This window comes from Sporosarcina sp. P33, assembly GCF_002077155.1.
Taxonomy (GTDB): Bacteria; Bacillota; Bacilli; order Bacillales_A; family Planococcaceae; genus Sporosarcina.
On sequence record NZ_CP015027.1, the window covers coordinates 2,692,477 to 2,714,488 of the forward strand.

Consider the following 22,012-nt stretch of genomic DNA (forward strand, 5'->3'; position numbering starts at 1 on the left):
CTATATTATTTTTTAACAACAAACTCAGAATAATGAAATTTTATATAGACTGTCATTCGTAATTATTATATACTAGTCGTGAAGACAGGGTCTTTTTACACAAACGTCTTTGAAAACGCTTACTATGCTATACAAATGAATGCAGGTCGATAAGTAGAACGATATTTATTGACCTGCTTTTTGTATGGAGTAGCAGAGGGAGGTGAGACAGTTGAAGAATAAAGTGGAAAAAGAAAATCCCCGAGTGTTTGCAGTCGTGGCAGACTCACTCGAGGATCAGCAGTTGGTATATACCAACATATTGTCAGTATACTCCTTTTTTCCGCTCGGCAAAAGTGGTTTCTACTAAAAGGAGGATGGGGCAAATGAAGAACAGAACGGAATCCGTGATCACACCGGGGACCAGCCTGGTTTATCCGTACTACAATGAAACAGGAAAATTATGTGCCGTGTTGCTGAAAGACGGAGAATTTGTGCGTGTCGATAAAAGTCCGACAGATGTAATCGATGTCAGTATGCAATATTTCGGATCCAGTTTACAGGGCGGAATTGCCGGAGCAAGATCGATGCTCGGCAGAATCAGCATGTCGCCTGTCATGATCAATGAAAAGCTGGACATGTACTGGTTCCCCAGCAAGTCGCCGTCAAGCGATGATTGTGTATGGTTTTCGCTCAGTCATATTTTGACGTATATGCCGATTGCCAAGGACCGGACGAAAATCATTTTCCGGGACGGCACGATTTTTACTTTGGATTGCAGTTACGATTCATTTGAGTGGAAGCACCAGCGCACATGCATGTACAAAAATGGTCTGGAGGCGCAGATTAATTTCATGGCAGACAATGTGAAGAAAAGTTATAAAACGTACTTGATTCGGAGAAATCGTAAACGGGGAAATTACGAAGTGTCTGATGAATAGGCGGCTGTAATACATAAGCGTTCCTCCTCGGGGGAGCGCTTTTTCTCTTTGACGATTTTTGTAAAACGTTCACTGTTATTCTCTGCTGAATGGTATACTAATTTGTAAATAGTACTCGATTCACAGAAAGTGCGTTCATCAGCGGTCAGGAGGGAAGAGTATGTTGTTTGATTTCTTTAAACCGAAGTGTGAATACTGTAAGAAACGAACGTCTGTCTATCAGGGTTATTTGCTGCCGAATGATAAAAAGATTAAAGTCTGTTCATCATGTGCCAGATTTGCAGAGCGTCGCGGATTTAGAAAGTGGTAAGTTTACGGGGACGCTGCTGATTGGTTTGTTTTCTAAATAGGGGATGGAAAATGTTCGCATACAAAATGAGCAAGAGCGGCCAGATTTGGCTGCCCTTGCTCGTTTTTTTATATTTCTAAGCTTCGATTGTCTGTTAATTGCTGTCTAAGTTTCTTCATCAGTCTTTCGCGGCGTTTTTTCACGCCGGGGACGGAGAGGCCGAAAAAAGATGCGCATTCTGCCTGGGTTTTGTTATCAACATAAAGCATGAACAGCAGCTGCCGTTCTTCCAGCGGCAGATCGGTGAGTATTTCATGCAGCTCGCTGTTTGGGTCCGCCGAACAATCAATCTGTTCCATCTGCTCGATTGTACTGCTTTCCACTGGCGTATTGACTAAACCGAAACGATTTTCCTTTTTCAAATCATCAAGCAAAGCGCCATAGATTGACCGGTAGGCGAAAGGGGTGAAGTTTCCTTTTGATTCATCAAAGCGTGACCATGCCTGAAACAGGGCGATGCGGCCTGTTTGGCGGAATGCATCGAAATCCCGGTAGATATTTAATTTGCGTATGATGGATGAAATCATCGGTTCATATTGTTCCATTACTTCTTCAAAATTTTCAAAGTTCCTGTTCTCCATAAAAGCGACCTCTTCAGGCCGTGCACGACACATTGTATTCCCTGGGTATCTTTATCATAGTGGGGATTGTGCGGCAATTCGAATGGGTGTATTGCCGTTTTGTTCTGGGGAAAAGTGAGATTTGGGGAGGGGGTTTTTTGGCGGTTTGCTTAGGGGGTAGTGGGAAAGTTTGTTTATTTTGGGGTGATTGCTGATTAAGGGGGAGAGCGCTCGGGATTGCTGACGCGCTCATAGTTGCGGGGGGGCTGCTCATAGTTGCAGGTTGTCCGCTCATTAATCCTGGCAAGCGATCATAACTGTCGGTCAAGCGCTCAATGCCCTTCGCCGCGCGCTCATAGCGGCTGGATAACCGCTCTATGACCTCCGCGATGCGCTCATAGTGGCCGTTTATCCGCTCAATGTCCTTCTCCACGCGCTCATAGCCGTTGGATAACCGCTCTATGACTTCCGCGATGCGCTCATTAATCCTAGCAAGCGATCATAACTGTCGGTCAAGCGCTCAATGCCCTTCGCCATCCGCTCATAGCGGCTAGGTAACCGCTCTATGACCTCCGCGATGCGCTCATAGCAGCCGTTTATCCGCTCAATGTCCTTCGCGGTCCGCTCATAAACTCCGCTCAGTGATACTAACTACTGCCCGCGCTCATTAATCCTGGCAAGCGATCATAACTGTTGGTCAACCGCTCAATGCTCTTCGCCGCGCGCTCATAGCGGCTGGGTAACCGCTCTATAACTTCCGCGATGCGCTCATAGTGGCCGTTTATCCGCTCAATGCCCTTCGCGGTCCGCTCATAAACTCCCGCCAAGTGATCCTAACTACTGCCTGCGCTCATAAATCCCGGCACGCGATCATAACTGTTGGTCAACCGCTCAATGCTCTTCGCCGCGCGCTCATAGCGGCTAGGTAACCGCTCTATGACCTCCGCGATGCGCTCATAGCAGCCGTTTATCCGCTCAATGTCCTTCGCGGTCCGCTCATAAACTCCGCTCAGTGATACTAACTACTGCCTGCGCTCATTAATCCTGGCAAGCGATCATAACTGTTGGTCAACCGCTAAATGCCCTTCGCCACGCGCTCATAGCCGTTGGGTAACCGCTCTATGACCTCCGCGATGCGCTCATAGTGGCCGTTTATCCGCTCAATGTCCTTCTCCACGCGCTCATAGCCGTTGGATAACCGCTCTATGACCTCCGCAATGCGCTCATAGTAGCCGTTTAACCGCTCAATATCCTCCGCCAACCGCTCATATCCGCATACACATCCCCACACTCCCCCCAAAAAACTTTCCAAACAAAGTAAACAAGAAATCAAAAAACCTGCCGGAGTTACCCGACAGGTTTCGATGTTCATCTTATAGGCAAGCGGCGCCTACGATAATGAGTAAGATAAAGAGTACGACAATCAATGCAAATCCGTTGCCGTAGCCGTATGAGCCTCCACCTTCGCAGCCGGAACCGCCGTAGCCTCCGCCACCGTGTCCATATCCACCGAAACCAAACATGTCTCCACCTCCATTTTTTTAGTAATTAGCAACCGTAACCCATAAACCCAGCACCGACAATGATCAATAAGATAAACAGAACAACGATCATTGCGAAGCCAAAGCCTCCATCATAGCCGTACCCAGATCCTTTAACTGATTCGCCCATATTGATTTCACCTCCAAATGTGGAACTACCCTTATTCTATGCATAGATTCAGAAAGTGCCTTGGCTTTTATAAAAAATCCGCCAGCTTCTTTAAAAAGAAGCTGGCGGATCGTGTTAAATTTTGAATCGCTCCACAGCGAAGCTCAGATCTTCACTCAATTGCGTCAATGCTTCCGCTGCTTCTGCCACAGAACCGATAGCGTGCAGCTGTTCATCGGTCGAAGCGTTAACCTCTTCGCAGGCAGCCGCAGATTCCTCTGTCGTAGCCAGCAAGTTTTGGATTTGCTCGGCCACGTCATTTTTATGCACATCCATTTCCTGAAGTGCTGATGTGACGTTGTCGATGCGAGACTGCATTTCGCCGATGAAACCGGAGATTTTCTCGAAAATTCCTTCGGTGTCATGAACCACACTGCTTTGTCGCTCGAATGTATCGCGCGTGCCATTCATTTGCTCAATGACGTGATGCGTTCCGTCTTGCAGTTCCTGAATTGTGGAGCGGACTTGTTCTGCTGACTGTGCTGACTGCTCTGCCAGCCGGCGGACTTCTTCTGCGACGACAGCGAAGCCTTTTCCGTGCTCACCGGCTCTTGCCGCTTCAATACTTGCGTTTAATGCAAGCAGATTTGTCTGGGAAGAGATCGCAGTGATGGCATCAATGACGGAACTGATTGCATTCACTTTCTCTTCAAGCGTTCCGATCATGCCGCCCATTTGCTGCAAGTCCTGATTCCAATGATTGAACGAAGAACTTAATATACTCATCTGCGCGCGCCCGTCGGCATTAAAGGATACAGCTTCTGTTGCCATGCTGGCCATTTCACTAGCAGTTGCGTTGACATCCTGGATTTGCTGGTTCAATAAATCCGCACGCGTCGTAACAGTTTCCGCGTTTTCCGCGGACTTCGCAGCACCCATCGTAATTTCCTGCAGGGCGTGCGCGATTTCTTCACTCGTTGCGTTCGTTTCTTCCGATACCGCGCTCAAGTTTTGTGAACTGGCGAGTACGTTGGACGCAGAGTGCGTGACCGTTGTGATCAAGCCATTCATTTGATTGAGCATCTGATCGAAGCCGTTCGCAAGTTCTCCGATTTCATCTTTCGAATGAATGCCTGCTCTTACCGTCAAGTCACCGTCCGCCACTTGCTGAACGGTTTCCTGCAAGCGGAAAATCGGCTTCAGCAGACGGTTGATAAAGAGGTACAGAATCACTGCCAGTACTGCCAGCGTCACTATGGCAGCGATAATCATGACATTGCGCAGGCCTGCTGCAAGTGACTGCATATTCTTCTCATCATAGATGACGCCGAGTTTCCAGCCAAAGTCGGGAATCGTCGTGAACATGTCCACTTTGCTGATGCCGTCCTGTTTGAATGTATGATGTCCTGCCTGTTCTTTGTACATTTCTGCCACATAGTCGCGGTTCATAATAGTTTCACCGATCAATGATGGATGGGCGATGGCAGTACCTTCTGCGTCCAAAATGAATGCATAGCCGCCGTGCGGTATATCGATCTTGGCGATATCCGATGACATTGTCGATAACTGAATATCGATTCCCGCTACGCCGGTCAATTTATTTTCATTCATCACGGCTTTTGATGCGCTGATGACGAAGTTTCCGGTTGCTTCATCTATATAAGGCTTTGTCCAGTGCACTTTATCCGGTTCTGCAGCCGCCAGCTGATACCACTCTCTTGCAGTAGGGTCGAACCCTGTCAGATCTGCAAATGGGCGGATTGTCGTTTCTTTTGTAGCGTAGCTGAGATATGCGCTGGAGACGTTCGGATACGTGTCAAGTGTGTTGTTGAGTGCTTTGACAACTTCTGCGCCGCCGGTTGTGGCGGTGGAATCCGTAAAGTCCGTTGATGCTGTCAGTAATTCAAGTCCTTTACTATACTGCTGCAGGTCTGCCTCGATCGCAGCACTCATTTCCGTAAGCAAGGTGCTGCTGGATTCGATGATGTTTTCCTCAGTCCGTTCTTTGACAAGCCAGCTGCTGATGCCTGTCATTGTAAGTATTCCGCCGGCAACCAGGACGAGGACGAGCAGGATCATTTTCGTTTTGATGGAATGAAACATGGATGTGTATGCTCCTTTATTCTTATAGTTAATTCTAATAATACATTACTTTTGACTATTCTAATAGTATAAAAATACGATATTTACAATTTCATTTTTATTGGCTGCTGCAAATGTCAACTGCTCCTTATTGATATAGAAGAAAGTGGCGGCGGATGCTCAACATCCCGTAATTCCATCCGATACTATAAGTAGCGATTATTCATTGAAGACGGGGGGTTCCACTATGGTCAGCCGAATAGGTGACGGCCCCGCAACACAGCCAGTGCAGACATCTTATGAGAACGGGTCCGTTGAAAATAAGAGAATAGTAACCGGAATACAGCCCATTAGAGAGCCGGCGAAACAGGAAACAAACGAGACGCAAGATGTTCTGACGAAGAAAGAAGCGAAGGAATTAACGGAAGGAATGAATAAATTCCTCGAAAGTGTCAATGTCCAGTTGCGTTTCAAGTACCATGAGAAGCTTCATGAATACTACGTAACGATCATCGACTCCGACACAGAAGAAGTCGTCCGTGAAATCCCGCCGAAGAAATTGCTCGACATGCACGCAGCGATGAGAGACTTCATTGGATTACTAATCGATCAGAAAATTTAACAAAAAAGGTGTGAGGCACGATGAGAATTGGTGGATTAGCATCCGGTATCGATACAGAATCAATTATCAGAGACATGATGAAAGCGCATCGGATTCCGCTTGATAAAATTACGCAAAAGAAAGCTTATACGCAATGGCAGCTCGATGATTATCGTTCCACTAACCGTGATTTGAGAAAACAGAGTGATAAGCTATTTGATACGGTCATGAAGCAGGGAACATATATGAAGAAAACTGTCAGCGTATCTGACGATAAAGTGGCAAGTATTACTTCAAAAGCTTCAATCAGCGACTTCTCAGGTACACTTGAAGTTACACAACTGGCCAAACAAGCTACATTACAAAGTGGCGAGCTGACGCACGATGGAGTGAAGATAACAGATGCGCAAGCGAAGACTTTGCAATTTAAAGATATGAAGAATGCTGATGACGGACCGCTTGTTTCAGGAACGCAGAAATTGACAATATCAGCGCCGGGAAGAGATGCAGTTGAAATTGAAATACTTGAAACAGATACGATCGATGCTGTGTTGGATAAAATAAACGAGAAGACGGGTGTCAGTGCATTTTATGATTCGGCAACCGGCAAAATTGCGTTGAGTTCGAAAAATAGCGGGAAAGGCGAAATACAAATATCGGGCACAGGCACCTTGGTAAATGATTTAAAGCTCGATAGTGGAAATGGCGCGAACTCTTCAGAGGGGGAGGACGCCGAATTTGTATTTAATGGTTTAAAAACATCCCGTCCTTCCAATACATTCACGATCAATGGATTCGAGGTCTCACTTAAGGCCAAAACAACGTCTCCTGTGACATTCAGTTCCACTACAAATGTAGATAAAATAGTGGATTCGGTTACAGAGTTCGTAAATGACTACAATGAAATGATCGAAAAACTGAACAGCAAAATTAAAGAAAAGCAATTTAAATCTTTCCATCCGCTGTCAGATGAGCAGAAAGCAGATATGAAGGAAAAAGAAATTGAGCTTTGGGAAGAAAAGGCGAAGAGCGGTACCCTTAAAGGGGATCCGGCGATTTCCACCATGCTGAATAATTTACGTTCTATTATGTCCAGTTCGGTTACAACAACTGATAAAGACGGGAAAGAAATCAACATCAGCCTGAAAGATTTAGGTATTGAAACAACAAGTAATTACTTGGATAACGGAAAATTAACTATTAATGAAGATAAATTACGGGAAAAGATCTCTGAAAATCCATCCGCTGTCTATGATTTGATTGGCGGCAAAGAGGAAGGGAATAAAGGGATTGCAGAAAGATACCGTACAGAACTGCAGGACGCGCAAAAAAAGATTACTGTAAAAGCCGGCAGCGCGACAACGGTGAATGACAGTTTTGCACTTGGCCGTTCCATTAAAAATATGGATAAACAAATTGAGCGGTTTGAAAGCAGATTGCAGAAGATGGAAGACCGTTACTGGAAGCAGTTTACCGCAATGGAAAAGGCTTTCCAGCGTGCGAATGATCAATCTGTGCAGCTGATGAATGCACTTGGCGGCATGTAACGTAACTTTGCTAGAAAAAAGGAGAATGACAGACAATGGCGACAAATAACCCTTATGCAGCATATCAAAATAATACGGTGACTACTTCTACACCTGGTGAATTAACGCTGATGCTTTATAACGGCTGCTTGAAATTCATTCAGCAAGGAAAAATGGAGCTGGAAAAAGGAAATCTTGAGCAAAAGAATATTGCGATCCAAAAGGCGCAGGCGATTGTCACTGAATTGATGCTGACATTAGATACATCTTATCCGGTAGCTGAAAACATGCTTGTCCTTTACGAGTTCGTCAACAGCCGTCTGATTGAAGGAAATATCCAAAGTGATCCAGCGATGTTTGATGAGGCAGCCGGCATCATTACCGAGTTCCGCGATACGTGGAAACAAGTGATTCAGATTAATCGTACCAAGCAATATGCGAACGTGAGCGAAATATGATCCGGGCGGCCATGACAATGTGGCGTGACCGTTCTCTGCAATTAATTTCGCTGACAAAAGAAACTGATGAGGAGAAGCGTGAGGACGTAATCCAGCAGATTGAGCGTATTCTCGATGAACGGGATTTGCTGCAGTCGCAAATCGCCAAGCCTTTTACTGCGGAAGAAGATGAATTCGGCAAAGAGCTGATCCGTCTGGAAAAGGACGTACAGTCCGGTCTCGAATCATATAGAAACAGTATCCGCTCAAACATTACGCAGGCTCAGGCCAAAAAAGAAAATATGAATAACTATGTGAATCCGTATGGAAAAATGACTCAGGACGGCGCGTATTTCGATTCCAGGCACTAAAACCGGAAGAGAGTATTTCTCTTGCGGTTTTTTCCATACAGGCTTGTAAAGAGAGGAATAATTCTATGCGCTATAATCGTCATGATTACTTCAGGTATTCATTCGAACCCTACATACCGGCAACGTTTCGGATCCAATTGAATAATGATAAAAAAATTTTATCAAATGAAGGACAGTGTGAAATTGCCGACATCAGCACAGGCGGCGTTAAATTCATTACGAATTTGGATTTGCCGGTGCGTTCTGAAGTACTTGCTATCCAATTGGATTTTACGATTTTTACACATCCGTTCGAACTTTTCGGCAATGTAGTATGGAAAAAAGTTGCTGAAGAAGGCTATCAATACGGATTCGAGTTCGGCGAAGATCAGCATGCAGATGCATTGATTATCGAAGAATTAAAACATCACGCACGGAAAGTGAAGGAAACGGAGTGAAATCCCACACTTGACAGAAGTTTCTTTACTATTCAGCAATTTTCTTACGTTTTGAAAAGGGTTTTAAGGGTACTATGAAGAAGTAAGTAGTGATGGGTTTAAACAAAGGAGGAGTTCATATGTTAGACTTCAATATTCGCGGTGAAAACGTCGAGGTTACTCCGGCAATCAGAGAGTACGTCGAGAAAAAGGTTGAGAAACTGGAGCGTTATTTCACAGAAGGTGTAAACGCGACAGCTAACGTAAATTTGAAAGTGTATACAGACAAGCAAACAAAAGTGGAAATTACGATTCCGATGAAAAATTTGACACTTCGTGCAGAGGAACGTCACAACGATATGTATGCAGCAGTTGACTTGATCGTCGACAAGCTAGAGCGTCAAATTCGCAAATATAAAACACGTGTCAATCGCAAATCCCGCGAGCGCGAAGGCGTCGCTGCATTCTTCCAGGCAGTGGAAGATAACAACAATGCTGCAGACCAGCAAGTTGAAGACGACAGCGAGTTCGACGTAGTACGCACGAAGCAGTTCGACCTGAAGCCGATGGATCAAGAGGAAGCGATCCTTCAGATGAACATGCTTGGTCACAGCTTCTTCATCTTTACGGATGCAGAGTCTGACGGCACGAATATCGTGTATAAGCGTAAGGACGGCAAGTACGGCCTGATCGAAACAAACTCATAAGCATCCAGACAAGTCCGGCATCTCGCTGGGCTTGTTTTTTATTTATGAGCGAACGGTGCTGGTCGTGGAGAGTTACGTAGTGAGTACGAGGGGATGGCAACTCTAGCTGGGGGACGCTTTCTGGAGGGAGGGCGGTGAACCACACCGCTTCGCTTTGCTTCGCTGGGGTGTTTCACCTGTCCCTCTGATCCTCCCAGAGTCGCCCCCAACTTCCGTTGCCATCCTAATTTTATAGTGGGGGTACTTATATCACCCATTGCAGGTGGTGTGTGAATTAGTGTGGTGTTTGAATGTATTTAAGTTCAAGTGCAGCTGCTGAACGGTAATTGAGGACTAATTCCAGAGTGCAGTTGCCGTCTTAAATATAGAGTGAATGTCTTTTTTACGTGGAGAGTTAGTTAGTGAGTACGAGGGGATTGCAACTCCAGCTGGCGGACGCTTTCCCGAGGGCGTGGCCCAAGCCGCTTCCCTCGCTTTCAGCTCAGTCCAGGGTCTTGGACTCACGCTGATCCTCCGGGAGTCGCCGCCAGCTTCCGTTGCCATCCTAATTTTATAGTGGTGATATTTATATCGCTCATTGCAGGTAGTGCGTGAATGGTTGTTGTGTTTTAATTTATTTACATTCAAGTGCAGACACTCTTAAAGTCGCACCCAGCTTTTGTAGCAATCTTGCATAGATATTGGATGGATTTTACAAGTTGCATTGTAATAGTGTGTAAAGTTCTAACGCTTTTGAAATGTTTTGAGTTCAAGTTCAAATACAAACGATTACAATCCTTACTTTAATGCACAACAATTAATGTCACCCACTTACATTGCAAGGGATTGGAGCGGAGGAGGGGCGACTCCCGGAGGATCAGCCCGACAGGCGAGACAACCAAAGGAAGCGAAGCGGCCTGGTTGGCTCGCCGCGGGCCCTCGGGAACGCGGCCCTTCCGCAGCGCAAATCCCTAACCCCAATACCACAGCCAGCCTTCCCGAGAAAACTTAGGAAATTTGATACAGCGCACTATTTGCACCAGCCTTTTTACAATGTTAAAATGGAGTGTGACTCAAAAATGTCTGGAATGTAATATTGCATGTGACGAAAGAAGAACTTACAACTGGCAGGAGCGTCCTGCTATTTGATGAAGCTATGAGGATGTGACAATAAATGCTTGGCGTATTAAATAAAATGTTCGACCCAAACAAACGTGACCTGAAACGACTCGAGAAAATTGCCGACCAAGTAGAACTATTGGCAGGTGATATGGAAAAGCTGTCGGACGAACAACTGACCGCCAAAACAGATGAATTCAAAGAGCGCTACCAGCAGGGAGAAACAATCGAAGACCTGCAGACAGAAGCCTTTGCGGTCGTCCGTGAAGCCTCCCGCCGTGTGCTGGGACTCTACCCGTTCCGTGTGCAAATCATGGGTGCAGCTGCTTTGAACGAAGGGAATATCGCAGAGATGAAGACCGGTGAGGGGAAGACATTGACTTCTACACTCGCCGTTTATTTGAATGCGCTCACTTCTAAAGGTGTGCACGTCGTAACGGTCAACGAATACTTGGCCAGCCGTGACGCAGAAGAGATGGGACGTTTATATTCATTCCTCGGCATGACAGTCGGTCTGAATCTGAACAGTCTCAGCAAGGAAGAAAAGCGTGAAGCGTACGAAGCCGATGTGACGTACAGTACGAATAACGAACTGGGCTTCGATTATCTGCGTGACAACATGGTGCTGTACAATGAACATAAAGTGCAGCGTCCGCTGCATTTTGCCGTCATTGACGAAGTGGACTCCATTTTAGTCGATGAAGCACGTACACCGCTCATTATTTCCGGTCAGGCGGCGAAAGCACAGGAGCTGTATCGTCTGGCGAACCGATTTGTGATTACGCTGAAAAAAGAAGAAGATTATTCATTTGATGAATCAACAAAAGGTGTCGTTCTGACAGAGCAGGGTATTGAGGCAGCTGAGAAAGCGTTTAATATTGATAACTTATTCGATTTGCAGCACGTAACATTGAACCACGCGATCAACCAGTCATTAAAAGCGCATGTCAGCATGCATAATGACGTAGACTACGTTGTAGAAGACGGAGAAGTCGTAATTGTTGACTCCTTCACCGGACGTTTGATGAAAGGCCGCCGCTACAGTGACGGTCTGCACCAGGCAATTGAAGCGAAGGAAGGTCTGGAAGTTCAGAACGAGTCCATGACACTCGCTACGATTACGTTCCAGAACTATTTCCGTATGTATGAAAAACTTTCTGGTATGACTGGTACGGCGAAGACGGAGGAAGAAGAGTTCCGCAATATCTACAATATGAACGTTATTGCGATTCCAACGAATAAACCGATCGCCCGTGACGACCGTCCGGATCTGATTTATGCATCAATGGACGGCAAGTATAAAGCGGTGGCGGAAGATATTAAGGCGCGCCACGAAAAGGGCCAGCCGGTGCTGGTCGGTACGGTCGCCATCGAAACGTCTGAAATTATTTCTGCGTTTCTGAAAAAGTATGGCATACCGCATAATGTACTGAATGCGAAAAACCACGAGCGCGAAGCCGAAATCATTCAAGATGCCGGTAAAAAAGGTGCCGTGACAATTGCGACGAACATGGCGGGCCGCGGTACGGATATTAAACTTGGCGATCATATTCAGGAAGTCGGCGGTCTTGCGGTCATCGGTACGGAACGGCATGAGTCGAGACGTATCGATAATCAGCTTCGCGGACGTTCAGGCCGTCAGGGAGATCCGGGTGTCACACAATTCTATCTGTCACTGGAAGATGAATTGATGCGCCGCTTCGGTTCTGAGCAAATGAAGTCAATGATGACGAAGCTCGGTATGGACGATGAAACGCCGATTCAGTCAAAAATGGTTTCACGTTCGGTTGAATCTGCCCAGAAACGGGTAGAGGGGAATAACTTCGATTCACGGAAACGTTTATTGCAGTATGACGATGTACTTCGTCAGCAGCGTGAAGTAATTTATAAAGAACGTAATGAAGTATTAGGTTCAGACAATATCCGTCCGGTGCTTGAAGGTATGCTCGAATCGGTCATCGAACGCGTAGTCGCGCTGCATACAGCAGACGGAACAGTTCATTCCAAAGGGCTGAAGGATTATCTGGAAGCGAATTTATTGCCGGAAGACTCCGTGACGGTTGCAGACTTGGAAGATAAAACACCTGAAGAGCTGCAAACATTTATTCACGAATTGGTCATTGCGCGCTATAATGAGAAAGAGCAGGAAATGTCCGAAGAACGGATGCGTGAATTCGAGAAAGTGGTCTTATTGCGTGCGATTGATACCAAGTGGATGGATCATATCGATGCGATGGATCAGCTTCGTAACGGGATTCACTTACGCGCATATGGACAGAACGACCCGCTGCGTGAATATCAGGCAGAAGGATTTGCGATGTTTGAAGATATGCTGATGGCCATCGAAAACGATGCGACGAAGTATGTCATGAAAGCAGAAATCCGCAATAACCTTGAGCGGGAAGAAGTAGCAAAAGGGCAGGCGAACAATCCGAAAGAAGATGGCGCACCGGTCCGCAAAAAGCCGATCCGACGCTCTGTCAATATCGGACGCAACGACCCTTGTCCGTGTGGCAGCGGCAAGAAGTACAAAAACTGCCACGGCAAAGCATAACGAGAAACAACCACTCAGGAGGAAATGATTATGATGGAATTATCCGATGTTCGGAACGAGCTCGACAAAACAGCTAAGAAATTAGCGGACTTTAGGGGGTCTCTTTGACTTAGAAAACAAAGAGGCCAGTATGCAGGAATTTGACGAAATGATGCTGGAGCCGGGCTTCTGGGATGACCAGGATGCCGCGCAGAAAGTTATTTCGCAGTCCAATGCATTAAAAGATATTGTCGGCGAATATAAAGATTTGAACGACACGCAAGAAAACTTGGAAATGACGCTTGAACTGCTTCGTGAAGAAGCGGATGAAGAGCTGCAGGACGAACTCATTTCCGAATTAAAAGAGTTCAAAAGACGAATGGATAAATTCGATCTGCAAATGCTGTTAAGCGATGAATTCGATAAAAATAGTGCAGTACTTGAGATTCACTCAGGCGCCGGCGGTACCGAGTCCCAGGACTGGGCATCGATGCTGCTTCGCATGTACACTCGCTGGGCAGAGCAGCATGGCTTCAAAGTCGAAACACTCGATTACCAGGCCGGTGATGAAGCAGGCGTGAAGTCTGTCACACTCGGAATTAAAGGGCATAATGCATACGGCTATCTGAAAGCGGAGAAAGGTGTTCACCGGTTAGTTCGGATTTCACCATTCGATTCTTCAGGCAGACGCCATACGTCATTCTCTTCCATTGAAGTGATGCCGGAATTTGAAGGCGATATTGAGTTGGATCTGAAGGCTGAAGATATCAAAATTGACACATACCGCTCAAGCGGTGCCGGCGGACAGCACGTCAACACGACGGATTCTGCTGTGCGTATGACGCATATCCCGACAGGCGCTGTCGTTACGTGTCAGACAGAACGTTCGCAGATCAAGAACCGTGAGCGTGCGATGAATTTATTGAAGGCGAAGATTTATCAGATTCGTGTCGAAGAAGAAGAAGCGCGTCTTGCGGATATCCGCGGCGAGCAAAAAGAAATCGGCTGGGGCAGCCAGATCCGCTCCTACGTCTTCCACCCGTATTCCATGGTGAAGGACCACCGTACCAATGAAGAGACAGGAAACGTCAGTTCCGTCATGGACGGCGAAATCGACCAGTTCATCAACGCATACTTGCGTTCACGAATTTCCTGAACATAAAAAACACAGTCCGGCATGTCAGTATCATCTGACTTGTTGGGCTGTGTTTTTGATTATGGAAGGCTAGCAGTAGTGTCGGGTTGGGGATTTACGCTTCGGAGGGGACGCGTTCCCGAGGGCCCGCGGTGAGCCAACCAGGTCGCTTTGCTCCCTCTGGTTGTCTCGCCTGTCGGGCTGATCCTCCGGGAGTCGCCCCTCCAGTGCAAAAATGTGATCCTAACGCTTCGCTTTTACTCGCAAAAACCGTCTTTCGCTTCAATCCCTTGCAACGCAAGCGGAAGACACCTATTGTTCTGCATTGAAATAAGGATAGTAATCGACTTAATAAACACAGCCCGGCACGTCAGTATCAACTAACTAGTTGGACTGTGTTTTTAATAGTGGAGGCTGGAGGTAGTGTCGGGTTGGGGATTTGCGCTTCGGAGGGGACGCGTTCCCGAGGGCCCGCGGTGAGCCAACCAGGTCGCTTTGCTTCCTTTGGTTGTCTCACCTGTCGGGCTGATCCTCCGGGAGTCGCCCCTCCTACGCTCCAATCCCTTGCAGTGTCAGTGGGAGATACTCATTGTTGTGCATTGAAATAAGGATTGTAATCGATTGGTATTTGAGCTCGATTTTGAACCTGAACGTAATACATTTCAAAAGTGTTACAATATTACACACTGTTACAAAACCGCATGAAAAATATCCCCGATATCTATATAGAATTGCAACTAAGAGAGGATTTGTACTTGAATGTAAATAAATTAAAATACAACAACCATTAACATACTGCCTGCCATGCGTGATCTGCGTACCACCACTATAAAATTAGGATTGCAACGGAAGCCGGGGGCGACTCTGGGAGGATCAGCGGGACAGGTGAAACACCCAGCGAGCGAAGCGAGAGGTGTGGTTCACCGCCCGCCCTCCAGAAAGCGTCCCCCGGCTGGAGTGGAAATCCCATGCCGTATAAATAGCTATCGTTTTTTAACGTGCATTGAACTCTGTCCCATAATGCTCTAAAGCAGAGGGCTGTGGTTCACCGCCCTCCCTCCAGAAAGCGTCCCCAAGCTGGAGTTGCCATCCCCTCGTACTCACCATTTAACTTAAAATTTCACTCATTTTCCAAAATGTAATGTTTAAAAACCGGAACTTTGGTGAATACTATAGATGTATTCATTACCAAAGCGCCTTTTTGTGTTGGAAACAGACAAAAACCTTAATTATCCTGGATAATTTGCAACTTTGTCATTTCTGTACACCATAGAATGGCCGTTTTTTGGTATACTACTCATGTTGGAAAATATTTCGCAAAAGGGAGGATATTACATGAAGAATAAACTATTGGCTACACTCTTCGGAGCGGCACTAGTACTCGGCGCTTGCGGCGGGGGCAACGATAACGCTTCTGAACCAGCAGACGACGCAACAAACGACAACGGCGCAGCAACTACTGATGTAGATGCAGAAGCAGTTGTACAGCAAAGCTGTGCATCATGTCACGGTGGAAACTTAGAAGGCGGAGCAGGTCCTGCACTTGAGGACGTTGGTTCTAGACTTTCTGAAGAAGAAATCCATGATGTCATCGTAAACGGTAAAGGTGCTATGCCTCCTGGTATTATCAAAGGCGAAGAAGCAGACGCAGTTGCTGCTTGGTTAGCTGAAAAGAAATAAGTTAAATAACAACGATCGTTCCTGTGGATTTCTTGGGAACGATCTTTTTTTGTCTGAAAATAGAGGAGCTATTTTTTGCTGAATCGCCAGCTAACTGAATTGAAATATAACTGTAATACTTGCTGATAGAAATCATGCTATAATTACAATGGCGAATATGAGAGAAAAACAAAATTCAGGTGGTTATTATGTATGATTGTGATGAAAAATGTATACAAAAAATACCCGAATGGTGTTATTGCCTCTAACGGAATCCATGTCGAGATTGCAAAAGGCGAATTTGTCTATGTCGTCGGACCAAGCGGGGCAGGTAAATCCACCTTCATCAAGATGATGTATCGGGAAGAAGTTCCTACCAGCGGACAAATTTACTTCAACAATACGGAACTGACAAAAATGCAAAGAAAAGATGTGCCTTATTTAAGGCGGCAAATTGGCGTAGTGTTTCAGGATTTTAAATTGCTGCCGAAACTGACTGTCTACGAAAATATCGCGTATGCGCTGGAAGTGATTGAAGAATCGCCAAGCGTCATTCGTCAAAAAGTGACAGAAGTTTTGAAGTTAGTGGGACTAACTAAGAAAATGAGAATGTTTCCAAATGAACTGTCAGGCGGGGAACAGCAGCGCGTATCGATTGCACGGTCGATCGTCAATCAGCCGAGGCTGGTCATTGCCGACGAACCGACGGGAAACTTGGATCCGGAGACTTCATGGGAGATCATGAAGATTTTTGAACGGATAAATGCGCAAGGAACAACGGTCATCATGGCTACGCACAATAAAGAAATTGTAGATAAACTAAAACATCGGGTCATTCAGATAGAAGGCGGACTCATCACACGGGATGAGTACGAAGGAGAGTACTCCAATGAAATCTAGAACAGTACGGCGTCATATTCGGGAAAGTTTCAAAAGTCTCAGCCGAAATGGCTGGATGACGTTTGCATCGGTGAGCGCAGTAACGGTTACATTACTGCTAATCGGCGTATTTGTCATCATTATGATGAACTTGAATCAACTGGCGGATAATATCGAGAACGACGTGGAGATCAAAGTAGTTGCAGAGCAGGAAGCAACGAAAGAGCAGGTCCAGGAGCTGCTGAAAGAAGTGAAAGAGACCCCGGGAGTGGCCGAGGTCAAATATTCTTCAAGTGAACAGGAACTCAATCAGATGATTCAATCATTTGGTGAAGAGTTTGCGCTCTATAAGCAGGACAACCCTCTCGGCGATGCGTTATATATAAAAGCGGATGATCCGAAGAAAACGGCATCCATCGCAAAAGAAATCAGCACGTATAAATACACTTACGACGTGGAGTACGGAGAAGGTAAAGTAGAAAAGCTCTTTAATGTGCTGAAGATAGGCCGCAATGTTGGGCTGATTTTAATACTGGCACTATTATTTACGGCTATGTTCCTCATATCGAATACGATTCGTCTTACTATTGTGGCGAGACGCACAGAAATCGATATTATGAAACTGGTCGGCGCAACAGATAGTTTTGTACGGATTCCCTTCATGCTCGAAGGAGTGTGGCTTGGGATATTTGGTGCGGTCATACCAATAGCTTTAATGACAACATTTTATTCACAATTGTATACGTTTTGGGAAGGACGGCTGCAGAATGAATTATTCCATTTGCTTGATCCTTCACCATTCTTATTACAATTAAACGGCTTGCTGCTGTTCGTCGCCGTCTTCATCGGCGTATGGGGCAGCTTTATGTCAGTCAGAAAGTTTTTAAGATCCTGATTGTCTGAATGGAAGGGAGAACTGGGTTTTGAGAAAGAAACATCGAATGATATCAAGTGTCCTCGCTGCTTGTCTGCTTACCGCAACGGTCGGCAGTACAGATGTATTCGCAGAGTCTCTGAAAGATCTGCAGAATGAGAAAAAGGCAGCAGAAACAAAAAAGAAAAATTTAGATTCTACTATTCAGAAAAAAGAAATACAAATACAGGAGAAGCAGTCGCAAGTCGATGTGCTGATCAGTCAAATCAAAAAGCTGAACGACAAAATTGAAGAAACCAATCAAAATATGGATCGCATCATCGAAGAGATGAATAAGACCAAATTAGAGATTGATGAGCTTCAGGCTTCTATTAAAGAGCTGGAGATTCGTATTGAACAGCGTGATCAAGTATTGCGTGAACGTGTCAAGGTCATGCAAGTCAAAGGAAGTAAAGTCAGCTATTTGGACGTGCTTCTTGGCGCAAACAGCTTTGCGGATTTCATCGACCGCTTCTCGGCAGTAACGACTCTGATGGATGCGGACAGGAAAATTATTCAGCAGCAGGAAGAAGATATGGCACAACTGGAAGAGGAAAAGAAGCTGGTTGAGCAGAAATTGGCTGAACAAGAAGAACGCCGGCAAAAAATCCAGGCTATGAAAGATGAGTTACTGGAAAAGAAACTTGAAAAACGAGATGTCGTTAACGAATTGGAAAAGAGTCAGGAAAAACTTTCCAGTGAAAAAGGCCAGCTGGAAGAAGAATACAGTAATACTGTGGAATTCAGCAAGGAGCTGGAACAGAAAATCGTTGCTGAGCAGGAGCGTTTAGCTGAAGTGGCAAGGAAAGAACAGGCGAAAAAGCTGCGCTTGCAGCAGAAACAAGCGGCAGCACAGGGCGGTTCAGCAGCTTACTCCGGTGAAATTCCGGCAGTTTCGAGCGGAACATGGACAAAGCCAACCAGCGGCACATTGAGTTCAGGGTTTGGCTGGCGGATTCACCCGATAACGAAAGTGAAGAAGCAGCACCGTGGAATAGATTTTAGCGCACCAACAGGCACACCGGTTGTATCCGCAGCTGACGGTGTCGTATCGTACGCGGGCAGCATGGAAGGCTTTGGAAATGTAGTAATGATTACTCACTCCGTAAAAGGCAAGATTTTAACGACTGTTTATGCACACCTATCTTCAATTGGCACAAGCTCAGGAACGACTGTCGATAAAGGCCAGTCGATTGGAGCGGTCGGTTCGACAGGTTTATCTACAGGTCCGCATCTTCATTTTGAAGTGCATGTAGGAAACTTTTCCGCCACAGGTCCGAGCGCAGTCAACCCGTTGCATTATGTATCTTTTTAATATAGCATGAAAAGAAAACCTGCCTGAGACGGCAGGTTTTCATGTTTTTTCAGTGATAATAGGGAGGGGATGACGATGCCGGTCACGCAGTATTACCCCATCGGTTCCATCACGATGCCGTCTTCGTGGATTGCGGTCGCCGCAGGTTTCATTGTGACCTATCTTTTCATTCGCCTGTGTTTTGGTAAAATATACAGTGAGCGGATCGGAAATATATTCTTCTATGTTGTAATGACTTGGAAGCTGTCCGTAATTTTGACGGATTTTTCGATGGTGATCCGGCATCCTCTGTCACTCCTTTACTTTCACGGAGGCACATTCGGCTGGATTCTCGGATTAACTGTCGCGGCTTTATTGACTCTCAAGCAGGCATATCAGGAAAAGTGGAAGCGTATCGATCAATGGACGCTGTTGCTTGCGCTGATCACCTGGCAAGTAATCTATCAGATAATGATGGCGGTGCTGAATCAAGGAAGTCTGGCAGTGAAGAGCGGTACGGTTATTTTATTTCTCGGCGTATTGATGCTGGCGGTATGGAGTGAACGAAAAGCTGTGAATACGGTCAGTGAACTGTCTGTTATTTTCATAGCGCTTCATCTTTTGGTATCTTCATTTCAGCCGGGTCCCTTGGTACATAATGCACTTATTACGACAGGTTTCATCGGCTTGCTGATGTGGGGAACAGAACGGGTTTCCGCACAATCTGATAGCAGAAGGGAAGAGGTAGAGTGAGTAAGAAAACGCTTGGGTATATTATTACGGCTTTGCTCGTCGGTACGCTGATCTTCATCATGGTGCAAAACATGGCGGGGAAGCCGGATCCTTCGCCGACGCAGATTATAAAAGTGGATGACGAAGCGACGCCGGGAGAAGAAGGACTGGAGCAATATTCACCGGCACCAGAATTTACGCTCGAAACACTTGCAGGTGAAACGGTTACACTTTCCGCGCTGAAAGGAAAAAAAGTCATTTTGAATTTCTGGGCGACATGGTGTCCGCCATGCAAAGCAGAAATGCCGCATATGCAGAAGTTTTATTCAAAATTGACGGATGAAGATCAAGTGGAACTGATTGCGGTGAACGTCACGGAATCAGAGAAGCTCGGTGTCAATGAAGTCAAAAAGTTTGTGGATTCATATCATTTAAGCTTCCCGATTCCGCTGGACGAAACAGCTAAAGTCACACAGCTGTATGGCGTGTTTTCTATGCCGACAACGTTCATGATCGATACGGAAGGCCGCATTGCGCAAAAGATTATCGGCCCGCTCGATGAAAAAGCCTTGCATGATTTAGTCGATTCCATGGACTGAAAAAAGAGTCTGTTCTAGTGTCGTAACTTCTTGTCTCCCTTCATATAGTGAAGGGAGGAGGAGGTTATGAATGCGAAGGAGCAGGCTTTTTTTAGTGGGCATGTTACTGCTGATCGGCATTGTATGGCTGAACGGCTGCGGCAAGAAAGACTCTGCACAGCCACAGTCGGTCAGTAATTTGCCCGTGGTGGATGAGGTGTTTGAAAAGATTCAGGAGAGGGCCGTTTACCCGGTCAAAAAGGACGAGCTGATCGAAGGGGCATTGCGCGGCATGACCGATACGATCGGTGATCCGTACTCGACCTATCTGACAGAGCAGGAAGCGGAGTCCCACCGTGAATCGCTGGCGGGGTCGCGTGTCGGCATCGGAGCGGAAGTGACGCGGACGAACGGCAAGTATATTATCGTGGCGCCAATTAAAGGCGGACCGGCCGAGAAAGCAGGATTGCAGCCGTATGATGAAATTGTGCGTGTGAACGGAGAAAGATTAGAAGGGGAAACTCTTCGTGATGTGGTGAATTTGATTCGCGGGAAAAAAGGAACTGAAGTGAAATTGACAATTTTCCGGCCGGAAGCGGATAAACATATGGAGTACGCAATAATGCGCGATCATATGCCGGTTCAGTCGGTTGCACATGATCTGATTAAAGAACGTGGTGCTAAGCTCGGATACATAGCACTCAGCATGTTCGGAGAAGAGACAGCGAAAGAATGGCAGAAAGCAACGTCGGACGTGATCAAAAAAGGAGCACAGGCAATTATTATCGATGTGCGAGGGAATCCGGGCGGCTACTTAAAAGCGGTATCCGAAATCTCAAGCAGCTTACTGGAAGAAGACCGTGCATTTGTAGTTATGCAGGATGCTGCCGGCAACTTATCACCTGTAGTCACTGAAAAGAACGAGGAACTTTCATTCAATGAACGGTTGAAGCATATTCCGATTGTCGTTGTACAAGATGTCGGCAGTGCATCGGCGAGTGAAGTCTTGAGTGCAGCGATCAAAGATCTGAAACGGGGAGCCATCATCGGGACGACAAGTTTTGGAAAAGGAACTGTCCAGGAGACGATGGAATTATCTAACGGCGGTGAATTGAAGCTGTCGACGAATAAATGGCTGACACCGAAAGAAAAGTGGATCCACGGAAAAGGTGTAGAGGCAGATATTGAAGTGAAACAGCATCCGTTATTTACAGAGCATCTGCAAATGGTGACAGAAACTTTGAAGGAAGGTCACTTTACAGAAGAAGTTGCCTATGCGCAGCGTATGCTTAAAGCTCTCGGCCATAAACCCGGACGGACTGACGGATACTTCGACAGTGACACAGCAGATGCGGTACATGCATTCCGTATTGACCGCGAAATTAAAGAAGGTTATGATATGGACCGTGAATTCTTTACTGCGCTGAAAACTGCCGCGGAAGAATACCGTGCGGAAGAGAAAAACGATAAGCAATTACGCATGGCGGTCGATTATCTGGTGAATGAATTAGCAAAATAATAGTGGAAGCTGTCCGAAAAAGTCCAGGCAACACGACTTTCTGCAGGGCAGCC

21 protein-coding genes and 1 pseudogene are annotated in these 22,012 nt (G+C 46.1%); 17 read left to right on the forward strand and 5 right to left on the reverse strand.

Annotation, left to right across the window (positions count from 1 at the left end; translation table 11 throughout):
- Window positions 1-211 precede the first annotated feature (211 nt).
- Both SporoP33_RS16125 and SporoP33_RS13130 read left to right on the forward strand, forming a co-directional pair.
- Window positions 212-349, forward strand: coding sequence for a hypothetical protein (locus tag SporoP33_RS16125; RefSeq protein ID WP_155961368.1), 138 nt, complete (start codon window positions 212-214; stop codon window positions 347-349).
- A gap of 16 nt (window positions 350-365) precedes the next feature.
- Entirely contained in the window at window positions 366-920 is a 555-nt protein-coding gene (locus SporoP33_RS13130) for a competence protein ComK (RefSeq protein WP_158233642.1), read from the forward strand.
- A 417-nt stretch (window positions 921-1,337) separates the two neighbouring features.
- Here SporoP33_RS13130 and SporoP33_RS13135 read toward each other — a convergent pair whose 3' ends face one another.
- The 5 genes and pseudogenes from SporoP33_RS13135 to SporoP33_RS13155 form a co-directional block, all read right to left on the reverse strand.
- Window positions 1,338-1,850, reverse strand: coding sequence for a sigma-70 family RNA polymerase sigma factor (locus SporoP33_RS13135; protein ID WP_081244136.1), 513 nt, complete (start codon window positions 1,848-1,850; stop codon window positions 1,338-1,340).
- Between the two features lie 1,054 nt (window positions 1,851-2,904).
- The gene (locus SporoP33_RS13140; protein ID WP_155961369.1) at window positions 2,905-3,120 is read right to left on the reverse strand and encodes a hypothetical protein; all 216 of its coding nucleotides are present in this window, start codon (window positions 3,118-3,120) and stop codon (window positions 2,905-2,907) included.
- 82 nt (window positions 3,121-3,202) lie between these two features.
- A pseudogene (locus SporoP33_RS16375) lies at window positions 3,203-3,283 on the reverse strand (YjcZ family sporulation protein); the annotation flags it as partial.
- Between the two features lie 94 nt (window positions 3,284-3,377).
- A complete protein-coding gene (locus tag SporoP33_RS13150; protein WP_081244139.1) occupies window positions 3,378-3,500 on the reverse strand; it encodes a YjcZ family sporulation protein in 123 nt (40 codons plus the stop codon).
- A 114-nt stretch (window positions 3,501-3,614) separates the two neighbouring features.
- Window positions 3,615-5,582, reverse strand: coding sequence for a methyl-accepting chemotaxis protein (locus SporoP33_RS13155; RefSeq protein WP_081244140.1), 1,968 nt, complete (start codon window positions 5,580-5,582; stop codon window positions 3,615-3,617).
- 226 nt (window positions 5,583-5,808) lie between these two features.
- Here SporoP33_RS13155 and flaG point away from each other — a divergent pair, with 226 nt between their 5' ends.
- The 15 genes from flaG (at window position 5,809) to SporoP33_RS13235 (ending at window position 21,959) form a co-directional block, all read left to right on the forward strand.
- Window positions 5,809-6,183, forward strand: a complete 375-nt coding sequence (gene flaG, locus SporoP33_RS13160) for a flagellar protein FlaG (protein ID WP_081244141.1) — start codon at window positions 5,809-5,811, stop codon at window positions 6,181-6,183.
- Window positions 6,184-6,203: 20 nt separating this feature from the next.
- Complete coding sequence (locus tag SporoP33_RS13165) at window positions 6,204-7,709, forward strand: flagellar hook-associated protein 2 (RefSeq protein WP_081244142.1); 1,506 nt, start codon at window positions 6,204-6,206, stop codon at window positions 7,707-7,709.
- A gap of 35 nt (window positions 7,710-7,744) precedes the next feature.
- Complete coding sequence (gene fliS, locus SporoP33_RS13170; protein WP_081244143.1) at window positions 7,745-8,146, forward strand: flagellar export chaperone FliS; 402 nt, start codon at window positions 7,745-7,747, stop codon at window positions 8,144-8,146.
- Between the two features lie 17 nt (window positions 8,147-8,163).
- Window positions 8,164-8,496, forward strand: a complete 333-nt coding sequence (locus tag SporoP33_RS13175) for a flagellar protein FliT (RefSeq protein ID WP_081244144.1) — start codon at window positions 8,164-8,166, stop codon at window positions 8,494-8,496.
- A 65-nt stretch (window positions 8,497-8,561) separates the two neighbouring features.
- Complete coding sequence (locus SporoP33_RS13180; protein ID WP_081244145.1) at window positions 8,562-8,933, forward strand: PilZ domain-containing protein; 372 nt, start codon at window positions 8,562-8,564, stop codon at window positions 8,931-8,933.
- 119 nt (window positions 8,934-9,052) lie between these two features.
- Window positions 9,053-9,619, forward strand: a complete 567-nt coding sequence (gene hpf, locus SporoP33_RS13185) for a ribosome hibernation-promoting factor, HPF/YfiA family (protein ID WP_081244146.1) — start codon at window positions 9,053-9,055, stop codon at window positions 9,617-9,619.
- Between the two features lie 1,153 nt (window positions 9,620-10,772).
- Window positions 10,773-13,271 (forward strand): preprotein translocase subunit SecA, encoded by a 2,499-nt coding sequence (gene secA / locus SporoP33_RS13190; protein ID WP_081244147.1) that lies wholly within the window; start codon window positions 10,773-10,775, stop codon window positions 13,269-13,271.
- 33 nt (window positions 13,272-13,304) lie between these two features.
- A protein-coding gene (gene prfB / locus SporoP33_RS13200) for a peptide chain release factor 2 (protein ID WP_155961406.1) occupies window positions 13,305-14,406 on the forward strand; the annotation gives its coding sequence in 2 pieces (ribosomal slippage) (window positions 13,305-13,376 and window positions 13,378-14,406; 1,101 coding nt in all).
- A gap of 1,314 nt (window positions 14,407-15,720) precedes the next feature.
- The gene (gene cccB / locus SporoP33_RS13205; RefSeq protein WP_081244150.1) at window positions 15,721-16,065 is read left to right on the forward strand and encodes a cytochrome c551; all 345 of its coding nucleotides are present in this window, start codon (window positions 15,721-15,723) and stop codon (window positions 16,063-16,065) included.
- A 192-nt stretch (window positions 16,066-16,257) separates the two neighbouring features.
- Complete coding sequence (gene ftsE / locus SporoP33_RS13210) at window positions 16,258-16,944, forward strand: cell division ATP-binding protein FtsE (RefSeq protein ID WP_081244151.1); 687 nt, start codon at window positions 16,258-16,260, stop codon at window positions 16,942-16,944.
- Window positions 16,934-17,818: a permease-like cell division protein FtsX gene (ftsX, locus tag SporoP33_RS13215; protein ID WP_081244152.1), complete on the forward strand. Its 885-nt coding sequence runs from the start codon at window positions 16,934-16,936 to the stop codon at window positions 17,816-17,818. Before ftsE ends, ftsX begins: the two co-directional genes overlap by 11 nt.
- Before the next feature lie 28 nt (window positions 17,819-17,846).
- Window positions 17,847-19,151: a murein hydrolase activator EnvC family protein gene (locus SporoP33_RS13220; RefSeq protein ID WP_231293253.1), complete on the forward strand. Its 1,305-nt coding sequence runs from the start codon at window positions 17,847-17,849 to the stop codon at window positions 19,149-19,151.
- Window positions 19,152-19,226: 75 nt separating this feature from the next.
- The gene (locus SporoP33_RS13225) at window positions 19,227-19,883 is read left to right on the forward strand and encodes a hypothetical protein (protein WP_081244153.1); all 657 of its coding nucleotides are present in this window, start codon (window positions 19,227-19,229) and stop codon (window positions 19,881-19,883) included.
- Window positions 19,880-20,461: a peroxiredoxin family protein gene (locus SporoP33_RS13230; RefSeq protein WP_081244154.1), complete on the forward strand. Its 582-nt coding sequence runs from the start codon at window positions 19,880-19,882 to the stop codon at window positions 20,459-20,461. Before SporoP33_RS13225 ends, SporoP33_RS13230 begins: the two co-directional genes overlap by 4 nt.
- Window positions 20,462-20,561: 100 nt before the next feature.
- The gene (locus SporoP33_RS13235; RefSeq protein WP_231293353.1) at window positions 20,562-21,959 is read left to right on the forward strand and encodes a S41 family peptidase; all 1,398 of its coding nucleotides are present in this window, start codon (window positions 20,562-20,564) and stop codon (window positions 21,957-21,959) included.
- Window positions 21,960-22,012 lie beyond the last annotated feature (53 nt).